Source organism: Pseudomonas sp. C9-3 (assembly GCF_032392015.1).
GTDB lineage: Bacteria > Pseudomonadota > Gammaproteobacteria > Pseudomonadales > Pseudomonadaceae > Pseudomonas > Pseudomonas nitroreducens.
This window is the reverse complement of sequence record NZ_CP135919.1, coordinates 1,606,507-1,623,738: the sequence shown is the minus strand read 5'-3', so window position 1 is coordinate 1,623,738 and position 17,232 is coordinate 1,606,507. Positions and strand designations below refer to the sequence as shown.

Genomic DNA, 17,232 nt, shown 5'->3' with positions numbered 1-17,232 from the left:
GGTTTCTAGAATCGCCGAAATTTTTGCCCCGGACAAAGTCATCAGCCAATGCCGCCCAAGACCAGAAAGACCTCCGATCTAGACGCATTGGCACGCGCCATCCGAGTCTCCATCGTCCTGCTCGCAGCGGGCCTCGCCGGCTGCCAGACATCCAAGCGGGTCGACTTCGATACCCCCTCTCGCCCAACCGCGGCGCGTGCGATCGACAGACAGTTCAACCCGGCATGGTCCACGGCCCAGAACGACATCTGGGAGCGCATGCGCGGCGGTTTCCAGCTGCAGGATCAGCTCAATACCAACCCGCGCATCGAGCGCCAGCGCCTGTGGTTCATGAGCAACCAGTCGTTCCTGGAGAACGCCAGCGAGCGCGGCGCACCGTATATGCACTACGTCGTCGAGCGCCTGGAAGAGCGCGACATGCCGCTGGAGCTCGCTCTGCTGCCGATGATCGAAAGCTCGTACAACCCGATGGCCGTGTCGCGCGCCCAGGCCGTGGGCCTGTGGCAGTTCATCCCCAGCACCGGCACGCACTTCAACCTGCGCCAGACCAACTTCTATGACGGTCGCCGCGACATCACTGCTTCGACCAATGCCGCGCTCACCTACCTGAACCGTCTGCACGACATGTTCAACGGCGACTGGCTACTCGCCCTGGCGGCCTACAACGCCGGCGAAGGTACCGTCAGCCGCGCCATCGAGCGCAACGAAAACCTCGGCCTGCCTACCGACTACTGGAACCTGCCGCTGCCGCAGGAAACCCAGGACTATGTGCCCAAGCTGCTGGCCCTGTCGCAATTGGTCAACGCACCGGCCATCTATGGCATCAACCTCAGCCCCATCGCCAACCAGCCCTACTTCACCTCGATCCGGGTCAAGCCAGGCCTGGATCTCTCCCAGGTCGCCGCAGTCGCAGACCTGGACCAGGACGAACTCCAGCAGCTCAACCCCGCCTTCAAGCGTGGCGTGACCCTCGACGGCCCGCATCACCTGCTGGTGCCGCTGAACAAGGCCGACTCCCTCAAGGCTGGTGTCGCCAACCTGCAGCCTGTCGAACTCAAGCCCCTGGCTGCCACCGTGGCAACTAGCTCCGGCAGCCGCTATCGGGTACGCAAGGGCGACAGCCTGCACAGCATCGCCCAGCGCTACCGCCTGAGTGTCGCCGAGCTCAAGGCCGCCAACCGCCTGAGCGCCAACCGCCTGCGCAACGGTCAGACCCTGGTGATCCCCGGCCAGCCGGGCCGCCCGGTCATCGAGCCGGAAAACCCGCGCCAACTGGCCCAGGTGGAAAGTTCGAAGACCACCGCCAGCGCGCGCGTCGCTACCCGCAGCTACACCGTGAAGAATGGCGACACGCTCTGGCAGATCGCCAAGAAAAACGGCGTCGAGGTGGCCGACCTCAAGCGCTGGAACGGTCTGGATAGCCACGGCGTAAAGCCCGGCCAGACTCTCAAGCTGCAGAGCGCCGCCGCCACCCAACTGGCGGCCAACAGCAAAGCCAAGGCCAAGCAGGACACCGCGACCTACTACAAGGTCAAGCAAGGCGACTCGATGTACCTGATCGCCAAGCGTTTCAACGTCGAGATGCAGCACATCAAGCGCTGGAACCCACGCAGTGGCAAGGCTCTTAAGCCTGGCCAGACCATCACGCTGTACCTCGACACCGCGAGCCGCTGATCCCACTTCTGCGCCGGGGCCTGCATGCCCCGGTTGCATGACTTCTGGCGGCAGGGACAAGCTGCTACTGTACGACGCAATTACCCCTCAGCCAGCCAGGATCGGATCCTACGCCTGATGCGTCGCTTGTCTCTCCTGCTCCTGGGACTCTTCCTGGGCGTCCCCGCCTCCGCCCAGATCACCGAAAGCCACGGGTACGCGCAATTCGGCGACCTCAAATACCCGGCCAGTTTCGACCACTTCGCCTGGGTCAATCCCAACGCTCCCAAGGGCGGCCTGCTGCGGCTGATGGGCCTGGGCACCTTCGACACACTCAACCCCTATACCTTCAAGGGCAGCCCGCCGGTGAGCACCGCGGACTTCCTGCAGTACGGCGTCAGCGAGCTGAACGAGCCGCTGATGGTCGGTACCGGTCTGTATGACCCCTCCGGTGACGAGCCCGCCTCCAGCTACGGCCTGATCGCCCGCAGCGTGGAGTACGCCGAGGACCGCAGCTGGGTGGTGTTCAACCTGCGCCCGGAAGCACGCTTCCACGACGGCAAGCCGATCACTGCCTATGACGTTGCGTTTTCCTACCGCACCCTGCTCAAACACGGCCACCCGATGTACCGCACCAACCTGCAGGAAGTGCAGCGGGTCGACATCCTTTCTGCTCGGAGCATCCGCTTCGTCTTCAAGCGCCACGACAACCCCTTGCTGATCCTGCGCCTGGGCGAAATGCCGGTGCTGCCGCAACACTACTGGAAAGGCCGCGATTTCCAGGCCACCACGTTCGATCCACCACTGGGCAGCGGGCCGTACCGGATCACCGAAGTAGTGCCGGGACGTCGCCTGGTGTTCGAGCGGGTCAAGGACTGGTGGGGCAAGGACCTGCCGGTGAACCGCGGCAAGTACAACTTCGACCGCGTCGAGGTGGACTTCTACCGCGACGCCGGCATCGCCTTCGAAGCCTTCAAGGCCGGCGAATTCGACATCTACATCGAGCACCAGGCGAAGAGTTGGCGCAGCAACTACCGCTTCCCGGCGGTTCGCCGGGGCGAGGTCGTCAAGGTGGAAATCCCCCACCAGATCCCCACCCAGACCCAGGCGCTGTTCCTCAACACCCGCCGGGCGACCTTCGCCGACCGCCGCCTGCGCGAGGCGCTGGGGATGATGTTCGACTTCGAGTGGACCAACCGCGCCCTGTTCAACGACGCCTACGCGCGCGCCAGCAGTTACTACCCCAACAGCACCTTCGCCGCCACCGGGGCGCCCCAGGGGAAGGAATGGCTGCTGCTGTCCCCGTATCGCCAGCAACTACCCGAAGCGTTGTTCAAGCGTCCCTTCACCGTACCGGTGACCAAGGGCGCCGGCATCCCGCGGGAAACCCTGCGCCACGCATTGGGTCTATTGGCCGAAGCCGGCTGGAAGCTCTCCGGCGACCGGCTGCTGGATGCCAACGGCAAACAGCTGCGTTTCGAAATCCTGCTGGTCAATCCCAGCCTGGAGCGGATACTCCAGCCCTATCGCGAGAACCTCGCCAGCATCGGTATCGATGCGAGCTTGCGCACCGTGGACCGCGCCCAGTACAAACAGCGTCTGGACCAGTTCGACTACGACATGATTCTGATGACCCTGCCACAGACCCTCAGCCCCGGCCTCGAACAATGGCAGTACTTCCATTCCAGCCAGGTGGCGGTCAAGGGCAGCAAGAACTATGCGGGCATCGCCAATCCCGTAGTGGACGCGATGCTCGAAAAACTGCTGGGCGCCACTGACCGCGACCAGCAGGAAGCCGCCGCTCGCGCCCTGGACAGGGTGCTGCTGTGGCAGCACTACAGCATTCCCAACTGGTACCTGAACAAACATCGACTGGCGTACCGCAACCGCTTCGCCTTCGTCACCACGCCGCCCTATACATTGGGCCTGCGCGCGTGGTGGCAAAAAGACCAGGAGAACACCCTATGAAAAGCCCCCGCCGCGCCGCGCTCTGCGCCGGCCTGTTGCTGGGACTGCTGGGCAGTGCGCAGGCCGCGCCGCAGCACGCCATCACCCTGTATGACGAGGCGCCGAAATACCCGGCGAACTTCAAGCATTTCGACTTCGTCAATGCCGATGCGCCCAAGGGCGGCACGTTGCGTCTCTCCGACTTCGGCGGCTTCGACAGCCTCAACCCCTTCATCGCCAAGGGCAACTCGGCGCCGCAGATCAACCTGATCTACGACACCCTCACCTTCCACTCCCTCGACGAGCCGTTTACCGAATACGGCCTGCTCGCCGAGAAGATCGAGAAGGATCCGGAGCACCGTTTCGTGCGCTACTACCTGCGCCCCGAGGCACGCTTCCAGGACGGCACGCCGGTCACCGCCGAGGACGTGGTGTTCACCTTCGAGACGCTGATGAAGGATGGCGACCCGATGTACCGCAACTACTACGCGGACGTCGACAAGGTGGTGGCCGAGGACAAGCTGCGCGTGCGCTTCGACTTCAAGCACGGCGACAACCGCGAACTGCCGCTGATCCTTGGCCAGCTATCGATCCTGCCCAAGCACTGGTGGGCCAACCGCGACTTCAACAAGACCAACATGGAACCGCCGCTGGGCAGCGGACCGTACCGCATCGCCAAGGTCGAGGCCGGCCGCTCGATCCGCTACGAGCGGGTCAAGGACTGGTGGGGCGACAAGCTGCCGGTGAACCGCGGCTTCAACAACTTCGACGCCGTGGTGGTGGAGTCCTACCGCGATCTGACCGTCGCCCTGGAGGCCTTCAAGGCCGGGCAATTCGACTTCAACGACGAGCGCATCGCGAAGAACTGGGCGACCGCCTATGATTCGCCCGCCGTGCGTGACGGCCGCATCGTCCGCGAGGAGCCGGTGAACGGTAATCCGTGGGGCATGCAGGCCTACGCCTTCAACATCCGCCGCCCGGTGTTCCAGGACCCGCGCGTGCGCGAAGCGATCACCAACCTGTTCGACTTCGAGTGGACCAACAAGCAGCTGTTCTTCGGCTCCTACCTGCGCGACGGCAGCTACTTCGAGAACTCCGAGATGGCCGCCAAGGAGTTGCCTGACGCGGAAGAGCTGAAAATCCTCGAACCGCTGCGCGACAAGCTGCCACCGCAGGTCTTCACCCAGGTCTACGTACCGCCCACCAGCGACGGCAGCGGCATCATCCGCGAGCAGAAGCGCAAGGCCTACCAACTGCTGCTGGAGGCCGGCTACAAGATCGAGAACGACAAGATGGTCGGTCCGGACGGCAAGCAGCTGAGCTTCGAGTTCATGCTCGCCCAGGCCGACTTCGAGCGTGTGCTGCTGCCCTTCAAGCGCAACCTCGCGGAGCTGGGCATCGACATGCAGCTGCGCCGGGTCGACGTCTCGCAGTACATCAACCGCCTGCGTTCGCGGGACTACGACATGATCGTCAGCAGCTGGCCGCAATCCAGCTCGCCGGGCAACGAGCAGCGCGAGTTCTGGCACTCCAGCAGCGCCGACAAGCCGGGCAGCCGCAACTTCATCGGGCTGCGCGATCCGGGCATCGACGCCCTGGTCGAAGGCCTGATCAACGCCGGCTCCCGCGAAAGCCTGGTGCGCCACGCGCGCGCCCTCGACCGCGCGCTGCTCTGGGGCCACTACGTGGTGCCCAACTGGTACCTGGGCAACTGGCGCATCGCCTACTGGAACCGCATCGCCCACCCGGAAAAGCTGCCGCCCTACAGCTATGCGCTGCAAACCTGGTGGCAGGCCCGCGAAAAAGCCGAGCCGACCAAGACCGTAGCCAAGGCTGCAGCCGAAGCGCCAGCTGACAGCGCCGTCGCCCAAGGGGCCAACTGATGCTGGCCTACATCCTGCGGCGCCTGCTGCTGATCATCCCCACCCTGTTCGGCATCCTGCTGATCAACTTCATCATCATCCAGGCCGCCCCCGGCGGCCCGGTGGAACAGATGATCGCCAAGCTGGAAGGCTTCGATGCCGCCAGCGGCGGCGCCACCGGGCGTATCTCCGGCGGCGGAGGCGAAGTGGCCGCGGCGGGTACGCACTATCGCGGGGCCCAGGGCCTGGACCCGGAGCTGGTGAAGGAAATCGAAAAGATGTACGGCTTCGACAAGCCGGCACCCGAACGCTTCTGGATCATGCTCAAGAACTACGTGCACCTGGACTTCGGCCAGAGTTTCTTCCGCGATGCCAAGGTCACCGACCTGATCGTCGAGAAGCTGCCCGTCTCCATCTCCCTGGGGCTTTGGAGCACGCTGATCATGTACCTGGTGTCGATCCCGCTGGGCATCGCCAAGGCGGTGCGCCACGGCAGCCATTTCGACGTCTGGACCAGCTCGGCGATCATCGTCGGCTACGCGATCCCCGCTTTCCTCTTCGCCATCCTGCTGGTGGTGCTGTTCGCCGGCGGAAGCTACTGGGACTGGTTCCCGTTACGAGGGCTGACCTCCAACAACTTCGACGAACTGACCTGGGCCGGCAAGGTCCGCGACTACTTCTGGCACCTGGCGTTGCCCATCACCGCCCTGGTGATCGGCAACTTCGCCACCATCACCCTGCTGACCAAGAACAGCTTCCTCGACGAGATCGGCAAGCAGTACGTGGTCACCGCCCGCGCCAAGGGCCTGACCGAACGCCGCGTGCTCTACGGCCATGTGTTCCGCAACGCCATGCTGCTGATCATCGCCGGCCTGCCCTCGGCCCTGCTGGGCATCTTCTTCACCGGCTCGCTGCTGATCGAGGTGATCTTCTCCCTCGACGGCCTGGGCCTGCTCAGCTTCGAGGCGGCGCTGAACCGCGACTACCCGGTGGTGTTCGGCACGCTGTTCATCTTCACCCTGTTCGGCCTGATCATGAAGCTGGTCAGCGACGTCCTCTACACGCTGGTCGATCCGCGCATCGACTTCGAGAACCGGGAGTAATCCGATGCGCCTTTCTCCCATCAATCTGCGCCGCTGGGCGCGCTTCAAGGCCAACAAGCGTGGCTGGTGGTCGCTCTGGCTGTTCCTCACGCTGTTCATCCTCAGCCTGGGCGCCGAGCTGATCGCCAACGACAAGCCCCTGGCGATCCACTACGACGGCCAGTGGTACTTCCCGGTGGTCAAGCGCTACCCGGAAACCGCCTTCGGCGGCGAGTTCCCCATGGAGGCCAACTACAAGAGCCCGTACATGCGCGAGCAGATCGCGCAGAAGGACGGCTGGATCCTCTGGCCGCCGATCGCCTACAGCTACGACACCATCAACTATGACCTGCGCGTGCCGGCTCCTTCGGCGCCCACCGCGGAGAACTGGCTGGGCACCGATGACCAAGCCCGCGACGTGATGGCACGGGTGATCTACGGCTTCCGCGTATCGGTGCTGTTCGCCCTGATCCTCACCGTGCTCAGCTCCATTGTCGGCGTCGTCGTGGGCGCACTGCAGGGCTTCTATGGCGGCTGGATCGACCTGCTCGGCCAGCGCTTCCTGGAAATCTGGTCGGGCCTGCCGGTGCTCTACCTGCTGATCATCCTCGCCAGCTTCGTGCAGCCGAGCTTCTGGTGGCTGTTGGGAATCATGCTGCTGTTCTCCTGGATGAGCCTGGTGGACGTGGTGCGCGCCGAGTTCCTCCGTGGCCGCAACCTGGAGTACGTGCGCGCGGCGCGCGCCCTGGGCATGCGCAACGGGGCGATCATGTTCCGCCACATCCTGCCCAACGCGATGATCTCCACCCTGACCTTCATGCCCTTCATCCTCACCGGCGCGATCGGCACCCTGACCTCCCTGGACTTCCTCGGCTTCGGCCTGCCCGCCGGCGCGCCGTCGCTGGGCGAGCTGGTCGCCCAGGGCAAGTCCAACCTGCAGGCGCCCTGGCTGGGCATCACCGCTTTCGTGGTACTGGCCGTGATGCTGAGCCTGCTGGTATTCATCGGCGAAGCGGCCCGCGATGCCTTCGACCCGAGGAAGTGAGATGAACCAGAACGAGAACCTCATCGAAGTCCGCGACCTGTCCGTCGATTTCCTCTGCGGCGACGAGCAGGTGCGCGCGGTGGAACACATCAGCTTCGACATCCGCAAGGGTGAGACCCTGGCACTGGTGGGCGAAAGCGGCTCCGGCAAATCGGTGACCGCGCACTCGATCCTGCGCCTGCTGCCCTACCCCACTGCCAGCCATCCTTCGGGCAGCATCCATTACGCCGGCAAGGACCTGCTCAAGCTGCCCGAGCGCAAACTTCGGGGTATTCGCGGCAACCGCATCGCCATGGTGTTCCAGGAACCCATGACCTCGCTGAACCCGCTGCACAGCATCGAGAAGCAGATCGGTGAAGTATTGGCGCTGCACAAGGGCATGAACGGCGCCCAGGCACGCGCGCGCACGCTGGAGCTGCTGGAGCTGGTGGGCATCCCCAACCCGGCCAGCCGCCTCAAGGCCTATCCGCACGAACTCTCCGGCGGTCAGCGCCAGCGGGTGATGATCGCCATGGCCCTGGCCTGCGAGCCGGAACTGCTGATCGCCGACGAACCGACCACGGCGCTGGACGTCACCGTGCAGCTGAAGATCCTCGACCTGCTGCGTGAGTTGCAGGAGCGGCTGGGGATGGCCTTGCTGCTGATTACCCACGATCTCAACCTGGTGCGGCGCATCGCCCACCGCGTCTGCGTGATGCAGCGCGGCTGCATTGTCGAGCAAGCGGATTGCGAAGCCCTCTTCGAGGCCCCCCAGCACCCCTACACGCGCGAATTGCTCGGAGCCGAGCCCAGTGGTACCCCCGCACAGAACGAGCCAGGAGCGCCCTTGCTGGAGGTCGACGACCTGCGCGTGTGGTTCCCGATCAAGAAAGGCGTGTTCCGCAAGACCGTCGATCACGTCAAGGCCGTGGACGGCATCGACTTCAGCCTGCCGCGTGGCCAGACCCTGGGCATCGTCGGCGAGAGCGGCTCAGGCAAGTCGACCCTCGGCCTGGCCATTCTGCGCCTGATCAACAGCCAGGGCGGCATCCGCTTCGAGGGACAGGCCATCGAAGGCATGAACCAGGCGGAAGTCAGGCCCCTGCGGCGCGAGATGCAGGTAGTCTTCCAGGATCCGTTCGGCAGCCTCAGCCCGCGCATGTCGGTGGGCCAGATCGTCGGCGAAGGCCTGGAGATCCATGGCATGGGCACAGCCGAGGAACGCGAGCAGGCGATCATCGATGCGCTCAGGGAGGTCGGGCTCGACCCGGACACCCGACACCGCTACCCCCACGAGTTCTCCGGAGGCCAGCGGCAGCGCATCGCCATTGCCCGAGCGCTGGTGCTCAAGCCAGCGCTGATCCTGCTGGACGAACCGACCTCGGCACTGGACCGCACCGTGCAGCGCCAGGTTGTCGAGCTGCTGCGCGGCCTGCAGACCAAGTACAACCTGACCTACCTGTTCATCAGCCACGACCTGGCGGTGGTGAAAGCCCTCAGCCACCAGTTGATGGTGATCCGCCATGGCAAGGTGGTCGAACAGGGCATGGCCGAGGATGTCTTCGCCGCGCCGCAGCATGCGTACACACAGCAACTGCTGGAAGCAGCGTTCATGGTCCCGGCACCGACCTGACCTCACATGATCAAGGAGTGAATATGGGATTTCTCGCAGGCAAGCGCGTACTGATCGTCGGAGTCGCCAGCAAACTGTCCATCGCCTCCGGTATCGCTGCGGCGATGCACCGGGAAGGCGCCGAACTCGCCTTTACCTACCAGAACGACAAGCTCAAGGGCCGCGTGGAAGAGTTCGCTGCTGGCTGGGGCTCCAGCGCGGAGCTGTGCTTCCCCTGTGACGTCGCCAACGACGCGGACATCGCAGCCGTGTTCGCCGAGCTGGGGAAGCAGTGGGATGGCCTGGACTGTATTGTCCACTCGGTGGGCTTCGCACCGGGCGACCAACTCGACGGCGACTTCACCGAGGTCACCACCCGCGAAGGCTTCCGGATCGCCCACGACATCAGCGCCTATAGCTTCATCGCCCTGGCCAAGGCCGGCCGCGAGCTGATGCAGGGCCGCAACGGCAGCCTGCTCACCCTCTCCTACCTGGGCGCCGAGCGCACGATGCCCAACTACAACGTCATGGGCATGGCCAAGGCCAGCCTGGAAGCCGGCGTGCGCTACCTGGCCGGCAGCCTCGGCCCGGAGGGTACTCGGGTCAACGCCATCTCCGCAGGCCCCATTCGCACGCTCGCCGCCTCGGGCATCAAGAGCTTCCGCAAGATGCTCGCCGCCAACGAACGCCAGACACCGCTGCGGCGCAATGTGACCATCGAGGAAGTCGGCAACGCCGGTGCATTTCTCTGCTCGGACCTGGCCAGTGGCATCAGTGGCGAAATCCTCTATGTCGATGGCGGTTTCAACACCACGGCGATGGGTCCGCTCAGCGACGACTGAGGCTTTGCGACAGGCAAAGAAAAAGGCCGCGAATGCGGCCTTTTTTCTTTATCGGATAAAACGAGGGCCGCTTGCGCGGCCCCGGTCTCTTACTTCTTGGCTTCGTCGAATTTCTCGACTTTCGCCTGATCCTGCAGGTAACGGCGGAAGGCGGAGAAATCATCCTGGCCGCTACGCGAGGCGAGGAAGCGCTGGTACATCGCCTTCTCTTCCTCGGTCGGCTTGGCCTCCGGCTCGCTCACACCGCTGAGCTTGACCAGCACGAAGTCACCGTTCTGCAGCGCGACACCGCCCAGGCTGGGCTTGTCGGCACCTTCCGGACGCGCCATGCGGAACACGCTCTGCAGCACGACCGGATCGACACCTTCCTGACCACGGGCAGCCGCTTCCACGACCTTCCACTGCTGGCCTTCCTGGGCCTGGGTCAGCGGGATCTTGCCATCGCGCAGGCCAGCCAGCAGAGCTTCACCGCGGGACTTGGCATCGACTGCTGCGTGCTCGACCTGCAGGCGCTTGAGGATATCGGCACTGACCTGCTCCAGGGTTTCCTGCTCAGGCTTGTGGTGTGCCTTCACGCGCAGCACGACCACGGTGTCCGGATCCAGTTCGATGGCGCCGCTGTTGGCACCCTCCTCCAGCACTTCGGGGCTGAAAGCGGACTGAATGACCTGGCGATTGGCCGTAACACCTTCGCCGCCTTCCTTGCCGAACGGCTTGCTGGTCTGCACCTTCAGGCCCATGTCCTGAGCCGGCTGGCCCAGATCGGAAGCCTCGTAGGCGGAGCTTTCCAGCTGCTTGGTGGCATCGACGAAACGCTGCTCGACCAGTTGGGTCTTGGCTTCGTGCTCCAGCTTGGCTTTCAGGCTGTCGAAAGTCGGAACTTCCGGCGCTTCGACGCCCAGCAGCTTGATCAGGTGCCAGCCGTAGGAGGTTTTCACCGGAGCAGAGACTTCGCCCTTCTTCAGCGCGTACAGCGACTCTTCGAAGGCCGGGTCATACACGCCACGACCAGCGAAACCGAGGTCACCACCGTTGGCGGCAGAGCCGGTGTCGTTGGACAGCTCCTTGGCCAGCTTGGCGAAGTCCTCGCCCTTGTCCAGGCGCGCCTTGATCTCGTCGATCTTGGCCTTGGCCTGTTGGTCATTCTGCTTGTCGTTCACCTCGATCAGGATGTGCGCGGCGTCGCGCTGCTCGGCCAGGCCGGCGATTTCCTTCTGATAGAGGGCATCGAGGTCTTCCTTCTTCACCTCGACCTGGTCGAAGAAGGCGGACTTCTTCAGCTCGACATAGTCGATGGTGACCTGTTCGGGAGTCATGAACTCGGTGCTGTGGGCGTCGTAGTACGCCTTGATCTCGCTGTCCTCGACCTTGCTCTTGGCCGGGTCGGCCTTGAGAGTCAGGGTGGCGAAGTCACGGGTCTGCTTCTCCAGGCGAGCGAAGGCGTTCAATTCGTCATCGGTGACGAAGCCGGTACCGGCGATGCCAGCGCGCAGTTGGCCGATCAGCATTTCCTCGCCGAACATGCGGCGGAACTGCATGCGGTCATAGCCCATCTGGCGAATGACCTGATCGAAGCGGTCGGCGTTGAACTTGCCGTCTACCTGGAACTCGGGAGTCGACAGGATCAGTTGGTCCAGCGCCTGCTGGGACAGCGCGAACTTGTCGTTCTGGGCGGCCTGCAGGACCAGCTTGCGCTCGATGAGCGACTTCAGCGCGGAATCCTTGAGCAGCTTGTCGTCGAGCATGGACGAATCGAAGTCCTTGCCCAGGCGCTGCATCAGCTGGCGACGCTGCATGTCCGCAGCCTGCTGCAGTTCCGGCAGACTGATGTCCTCACCGTTGACCTGAGCAGCGACGTTCTCGTGGTGGGTTGCGCGAATGATCTGATCGAACCCGGTCAAAGCCATGAGGACAACGATCACGCCCAGGATGGTCTTGGTGATCCAGCCTTGGGAATTGTCCCTGATGTTTTGCAGCATGCGGCCCCCGACGCGGCCACGGCCCACCGTCAATGGCGGCGCGGCGTGGAAAAAAAGCGGATATAAGAAAGGCGCATCCGAGGATGCGCCTTCTCGTAACTGGTGGAGCTTGCGGGCGTTGAGCCCGTGACCCCTGATGATTCCAACCGACCTACGCCAGCCGGGTCATCGCTCCGTGACCGGTCCAACCGAAGTTGAACCGGTCCAGGTCAAGTCCAAAAAGACGCTTAGTTGACAGCGTCCTTGAGGGCTTTACCGGCCTTGAAGCCCGGGATCTTAGCAGCAGCGATCTTGATCGGCTTGCCGGTTTGCGGGTTGCGACCGGTGCGAGCAGCACGCTCTTTGACAGCGAAGGTGCCGAAGCCGACCAGTACGACGGAGTCACCAGCCTTCAGGGCGCCAGTTACGGACTCGATCACCGCGTCCAGAGCGCGACCGGCAACAGCTTTCGGGATATCAGCAGATGCGGCGATAGCATCGATCAGTTCCGACTTGTTCACTCTAAGTCCCCTTATTTCTGTTGAGTATGTTTCTATGTGTTAGGTGTAAGCAAAAGCAGGTGCTGGTTTGCCAACTGACAAAGCAAGTGCCGCTTTATAACAAGGGCTCAAAAACAGTGTCAAGAAAGCCCCCCAACTAATGCGTGCTGATTCGCTCCTTGGAATCAGACTCGCGCTTCTCATCCTTTGCAACCATCTCGGGAGCCGCATCGGGCAAGGGCTCCGGGGCGTATTGCAGCGCAATTTGCAGGACCTCGTCAATCCATTTAACCGGTTTAATAACGAGATCGGCCTTAATATTATCCGGAATTTCCCTAAGGTCTCGCACGTTTTCCTCGGGAATGATCACAGTCTTGATTCCACCCCGGTGCGCAGCCAGAAGTTTTTCCTTCAGGCCACCAATGGCCAGCACCTGACCCCGCAGGGTGATTTCGCCGGTCATGGCAACGTCGGCGCGAACGGGAATCTGGGTGATCGCCGAGACCAGCGCCGTGCACATGCCGATGCCCGCGCTAGGGCCGTCCTTGGGCGTCGCGCCCTCCGGCACATGGATGTGGATATCGTGCTTCTCGTGGAAGTCGGAGGCGATGCCCAGGCTCTTCGAACGGCTACGAACCACGGTCAGCGCAGCGGTGATGGACTCCGCCATGACATCGCCCAGCGAGCCGGTCTTGGTCAGCGCGCCCTTGCCGGGGACCATGGCCGATTCGATGGTCAGCAATTCGCCCCCCACCTGCGTCCACGCAAGGCCGGTCACCTGGCCGATCTGGTCCTGCTGCTCGGCCAGGCCGTAGCGGAACTTGCGCACGCCCAGGTAGTTCTCCAGCGAATCCGGAGTCACCACTGCATCGATGCGCTTGGCCTTGCCACCATCCTTGACCGCCTTGCGGCAGACCTTGGCAATCTGGCGCTCCAGGCTCCGCACACCGGCTTCACGGGTGTAATAGCGGATGATGTCACGGGTAGCCGCTTCCTCGAAGACCAGCTCGCCCTTCTTGAGACCATTGGCCGCAGTCTGTTTCGGTACAAGATATTTCGAGGCGATGTTGATCTTCTCGTCCTCGGTGTAACCCGGCAGGCGGATGACCTCCATGCGGTCCAGCAGCGGCGCCGGAATATTCATGGAGTTCGCCGTGCAGAGGAACATCACGTCGGAAAGGTCGTAGTCGACTTCGAGGTAGTGGTCGTTGAAATTGTGGTTCTGCTCCGGATCGAGCACTTCCAGCAGCGCAGACGCGGGGTCGCCACGCATGTCGCTGCCCATCTTGTCGATCTCGTCCAGCAGGAACAGCGGGTTGCGCACGCCGACCTTGGTCATTTTCTGGATCAGACGACCGGGCATGGAGCCGATGTAGGTACGGCGGTGACCGCGAATCTCAGCCTCGTCACGCACGCCCCCCAGGGCCATGCGCACGAACTTGCGGTTGGTCGCACGGGCGATGGACTCGGCCAGCGAAGTCTTGCCGACGCCGGGTGGGCCGACCAGGCAGAGTACCGGGCCTTTCAGCTTCTTCACGCGCTTCTGCACGGCGAGGTACTCAAGGATGCGCTCCTTGACCTCCTCCAGGCCGTAGTGGTCCGCATCGAGGATATCCTCGGCCTTGTCCAGGTCGTGGCGTACCTTGCTCTCGGCCTTCCACGGCACATTCACCAGCCAGTCGATGTAGGAACGCACCACAGTCGCTTCAGCGGACATCGGCGACATCTGCTTGAGCTTGTTCAGCTCGGCAGTGGCCTTGGCCAAGGCTTCCTTGGTCAGACCAGCGGCATCGATGCGCTTCTTCAGCTCCTCGACTTCGTTGTGGCCCTCGTCGATGTCACCCAGTTCTTTCTGGATGGCCTTCATCTGCTCGTTGAGGTAGTACTCGCGCTGGCTACGCTCCATCTGCTTCTTCACGCGGCCGCGGATGCGCTTCTCGACCTGCAGCAGGTCGATTTCGGCGTCCAGCATGGCCAGCACGTGCTCGACGCGGGCGGACAGTTCGGTGATCTCGAGGATTTCCTGCTTCTGCTCGATCTTCAGCGCCATGTGCGCGGCCATGGTGTCCACCAGGCGACCGGGCTCGTCGATGCTGTTGAGCGAGGACAGGACCTCGGCGGGCACTTTCTTGCCCAGTTGCACGTATTGTTCGAACTGGCTGAGCAGGCTGCGGGTGAAGACTTCCGACTCGCGCTCGCCGACGGAAACCTCGTCAATGATCGACACTTCGGCGCGGCAGTAGGCCTCCTCATCGATGAAGCGCTCTACCTGGCCGCGCTGCTCGCCTTCGACCAGCACCTTGACGGTGCCATCGGGCAGCTTCAGCAGTTGCAGGACGGTGGCCACGGTGCCCATGCGGTACAGGCCGTCTGCACCCGGATCATCGTCAGCCGGGTTTTTCTGCGCCAGCAACAGGATCTGTTTGTCGCCGGTCATGGCGGCCTCGAGGGCCTCGATGGATTTCTCACGTCCCACGAACAGCGGGATGACCATGTGCGGATACACCACTACGTCACGCAGGGGCAGCAGGGGCAACTCGACGAGTGTTTTCATGATATTCGGCTCTACAGCGGCACTTGGCCAAAACGATGGGATTGAACCCTTCGGCCTAAGATGGGGTTAGGACTGTGAAAAAACAAGCGCGGTAGATGGGAAGAAAAAAGGGGCCCTAGGGCCCCTTCTGGTTTCAGGCGTCAGGTGCAGCCTTGGCCGGCTGCTCGCTGTTCTCGTAGATCAGCAGCGGCTGGGAGGAGCCATCGATGACACTTTCGTCGATGACCACCTTGCTCACATCGTTCTGCGAGGGGATCTCGTACATGGTGTCGAGCAGGATGCCTTCGAGGATCGAACGCAGGCCACGGGCACCGGTCTTGCGCTCCAGCGCGCGGCGGGCGACGGCCTTGAGCGCATCCGGACGGAACTCGAGGTCCACACCCTCCATTTCGAAGAGCTTGGCGTACTGCTTGGTCAGCGCGTTCTTCGGCTCGGTCAGAATCTGCATCAGCGCAGGTTCGTCCAGCTCGTCGAGGGTCGCGATGATCGGCAGACGGCCGACGAATTCGGGGATCAGGCCGAATTTCACCAGATCTTCCGGCTCGACCTCTCGCAGCGCCTCACCGACCTTCTTGCCCGCTTCCTGGCTGCGAACTTCGGCGTTGAAGCCGATGCCGCCCTTGGTGGAACGATTCTGGATGACCTTTTCCAGGCCAGCGAACGCGCCACCGCAGATGAACAGGATGTTGCGGGTGTCGACCTGCAGGAACTCCTGCTGCGGGTGCTTGCGGCCGCCCTGGGGCGGTACGGAAGCCACAGTGCCTTCGATCAGCTTCAGCAGGGCCTGCTGAACGCCTTCGCCGGACACGTCGCGGGTGATCGACGGATTGTCGGATTTGCGCGAGATCTTGTCGATTTCGTCGATGTAGACAATGCCCATCTGGGCTTTCTCAACGTCGTAATCGCACTTCTGCAGCAGTTTCTGGATGATGTTCTCGACATCCTCGCCCACGTAGCCAGCCTCGGTGAGAGTGGTGGCATCGGCGATGGTGAAGGGAACATTGAGCAGGCGCGCCAGGGTCTCGGCGAGCAGGGTCTTGCCCGAGCCGGTCGGACCGATGAGCAGGATGTTGCTCTTGCCCAGTTCGACGTCGTCCTTGCGCTCGCGCTGATTCAGGCGCTTGTAGTGGTTGTACACCGCTACTGCCAGGGTTTTCTTGGCACGTTCCTGGCCGATCACGTACTGATCGAGGATGGTGCGGATCTCTTTCGGCGCCGGAAGCTTGTGCGCACTGCTCTCTGCCTGTGCTTCCTGCACCTCCTCGCGGATGATGTCATTGCACAGGTCGACGCACTCGTCGCAGATAAAGACCGAGGGGCCGGCAATCAACTTGCGCACTTCGTGCTGGCTCTTGCCGCAGAAGGAGCAATACAGCAGCTTGCCGTTGTCCTCGCCGTTGCGGGTGTCAGTCATTCGATCGTTCCAATCGGGGATATACGTGAAGGACAAGATGAAGGCATTCGCAGGCATTTTCAAGCCCGCGAGCGGCCGGATTACCGGCCGCAGTGCAGCGGAGAGACTCAGGCGGCAGAAGGACGCTGAGTGAAGACCTGATCGATCAGACCGTACTTGACAGCATCGTCGCCACTCATGAAGCGGTCACGGTCGGTATCGCGGGCGATGACATCCAGCGGTTGGCCGGTGTGGTGCGCCAGCACCTGGTTCAGGCGCTCCTTGATGAAGAGGATTTCCTTGGCATGGATCTCGATGTCCGAGGCCTGGCCCTGGAAGCCGCCCAGCGGCTGGTGGATCATCATCCGCGAATGCGGCAGGCAGTAGCGCTTGCCAGCGGCGCCGCCAGCCAGCAACAGGGCACCCATGCTGCACGCCTGGCCCACGCAGATGGTGGACACGTCGGGCTTGATGAACTGCATGGTGTCGTAGATCGACATGCCGGCAGTCACGGAGCCGCCCGGGGAGTTGATGTAGAGGTGGATGTCCTTGTCCGGATTCTCCGCCTCGAGGAACAGCAACTGGGCCACCACGAGGTTGGCCATGTAGTCCTCGACCTGGCCGACCAGGAAGATGATCCGCTCCTTCAGCAGGCGCGAATAGATGTCGTAGGAACGCTCACCGCGGGCGGACTGCTCCACCACCATCGGCACCAGACCACCAGCAGCCTGAATGTTCGGAACTTGCGGCATATAAGGATTATGCATGTCCGACGATCACTCCCTAATAAAAAGTCATGTCTCTA

The 17,232-nt window shown here is 62.9% G+C and carries 12 protein-coding genes; 7 read left to right on the top strand and 5 right to left on the bottom strand.

Annotation, left to right across the window (positions count from 1 at the left end; translation table 11 throughout):
* The first annotated feature begins 48 nt into the window (after positions 1-48).
* From RS899_RS07420 to fabI, 7 genes are all read left to right on the top strand, one after another.
* A complete protein-coding gene (locus RS899_RS07420; protein WP_054907722.1) occupies positions 49-1,674 on the top strand; it encodes a LysM peptidoglycan-binding domain-containing protein in 1,626 nt (541 codons plus the stop codon).
* 117 nt (positions 1,675-1,791) lie between these two features.
* The gene (locus RS899_RS07415) at positions 1,792-3,621 is read left to right on the top strand and encodes an extracellular solute-binding protein (RefSeq protein WP_315809513.1); all 1,830 of its coding nucleotides are present in this window, start codon (positions 1,792-1,794) and stop codon (positions 3,619-3,621) included.
* The gene (locus RS899_RS07410) at positions 3,618-5,483 is read left to right on the top strand and encodes an extracellular solute-binding protein (RefSeq protein ID WP_054907724.1); all 1,866 of its coding nucleotides are present in this window, start codon (positions 3,618-3,620) and stop codon (positions 5,481-5,483) included. The genes RS899_RS07415 and RS899_RS07410 overlap by 4 nt, the downstream gene beginning before the upstream one ends.
* On the top strand, positions 5,483-6,565 hold the full coding sequence (locus RS899_RS07405; RefSeq protein WP_024763285.1) for a microcin C ABC transporter permease YejB: 1,083 nt from the start codon (positions 5,483-5,485) through the stop codon (positions 6,563-6,565). Before RS899_RS07410 ends, RS899_RS07405 begins: the two co-directional genes overlap by 1 nt.
* A 4-nt stretch (positions 6,566-6,569) precedes the next feature.
* Entirely contained in the window at positions 6,570-7,589 is a 1,020-nt protein-coding gene (locus tag RS899_RS07400) for an ABC transporter permease (protein WP_054907725.1), read from the top strand.
* 1 nt (position 7,590) lies between these two features.
* Positions 7,591-9,201, top strand: a complete 1,611-nt coding sequence (locus RS899_RS07395; RefSeq protein ID WP_054907726.1) for an ABC transporter ATP-binding protein — start codon at positions 7,591-7,593, stop codon at positions 9,199-9,201.
* Positions 9,202-9,224: 23 nt separating this feature from the next.
* Entirely contained in the window at positions 9,225-10,022 is a 798-nt protein-coding gene (fabI, locus tag RS899_RS07390) for an enoyl-ACP reductase FabI (protein WP_054907727.1), read from the top strand.
* An 89-nt stretch (positions 10,023-10,111) separates the two neighbouring features.
* On the opposite strand, the gene RS899_RS07385 is transcribed toward fabI, so the two are convergent.
* From RS899_RS07385 to clpP, 5 genes are all read right to left on the bottom strand, one after another.
* Positions 10,112-12,001 carry a SurA N-terminal domain-containing protein gene (locus RS899_RS07385; protein WP_054907728.1) on the bottom strand — a complete coding sequence of 630 codons (1,890 nt, stop codon included), beginning with the start codon at positions 11,999-12,001 and terminating at the stop codon, positions 10,112-10,114.
* Between the two features lie 227 nt (positions 12,002-12,228).
* Complete coding sequence (gene hupB / locus RS899_RS07380; RefSeq protein ID WP_003087931.1) at positions 12,229-12,501, bottom strand: nucleoid-associated protein HU-beta; 273 nt, start codon at positions 12,499-12,501, stop codon at positions 12,229-12,231.
* Positions 12,502-12,637: 136 nt separating this feature from the next.
* On the bottom strand, positions 12,638-15,034 hold the full coding sequence (gene lon / locus RS899_RS07375; RefSeq protein ID WP_054907729.1) for an endopeptidase La: 2,397 nt from the start codon (positions 15,032-15,034) through the stop codon (positions 12,638-12,640).
* A 133-nt stretch (positions 15,035-15,167) separates the two neighbouring features.
* Complete coding sequence (clpX, locus tag RS899_RS07370) at positions 15,168-16,448, bottom strand: ATP-dependent Clp protease ATP-binding subunit ClpX (RefSeq protein WP_045208395.1); 1,281 nt, start codon at positions 16,446-16,448, stop codon at positions 15,168-15,170.
* Positions 16,449-16,555: 107 nt separating this feature from the next.
* On the bottom strand, positions 16,556-17,194 hold the full coding sequence (gene clpP, locus RS899_RS07365; protein WP_024763281.1) for an ATP-dependent Clp endopeptidase proteolytic subunit ClpP: 639 nt from the start codon (positions 17,192-17,194) through the stop codon (positions 16,556-16,558).
* Positions 17,195-17,232 lie beyond the last annotated feature (38 nt).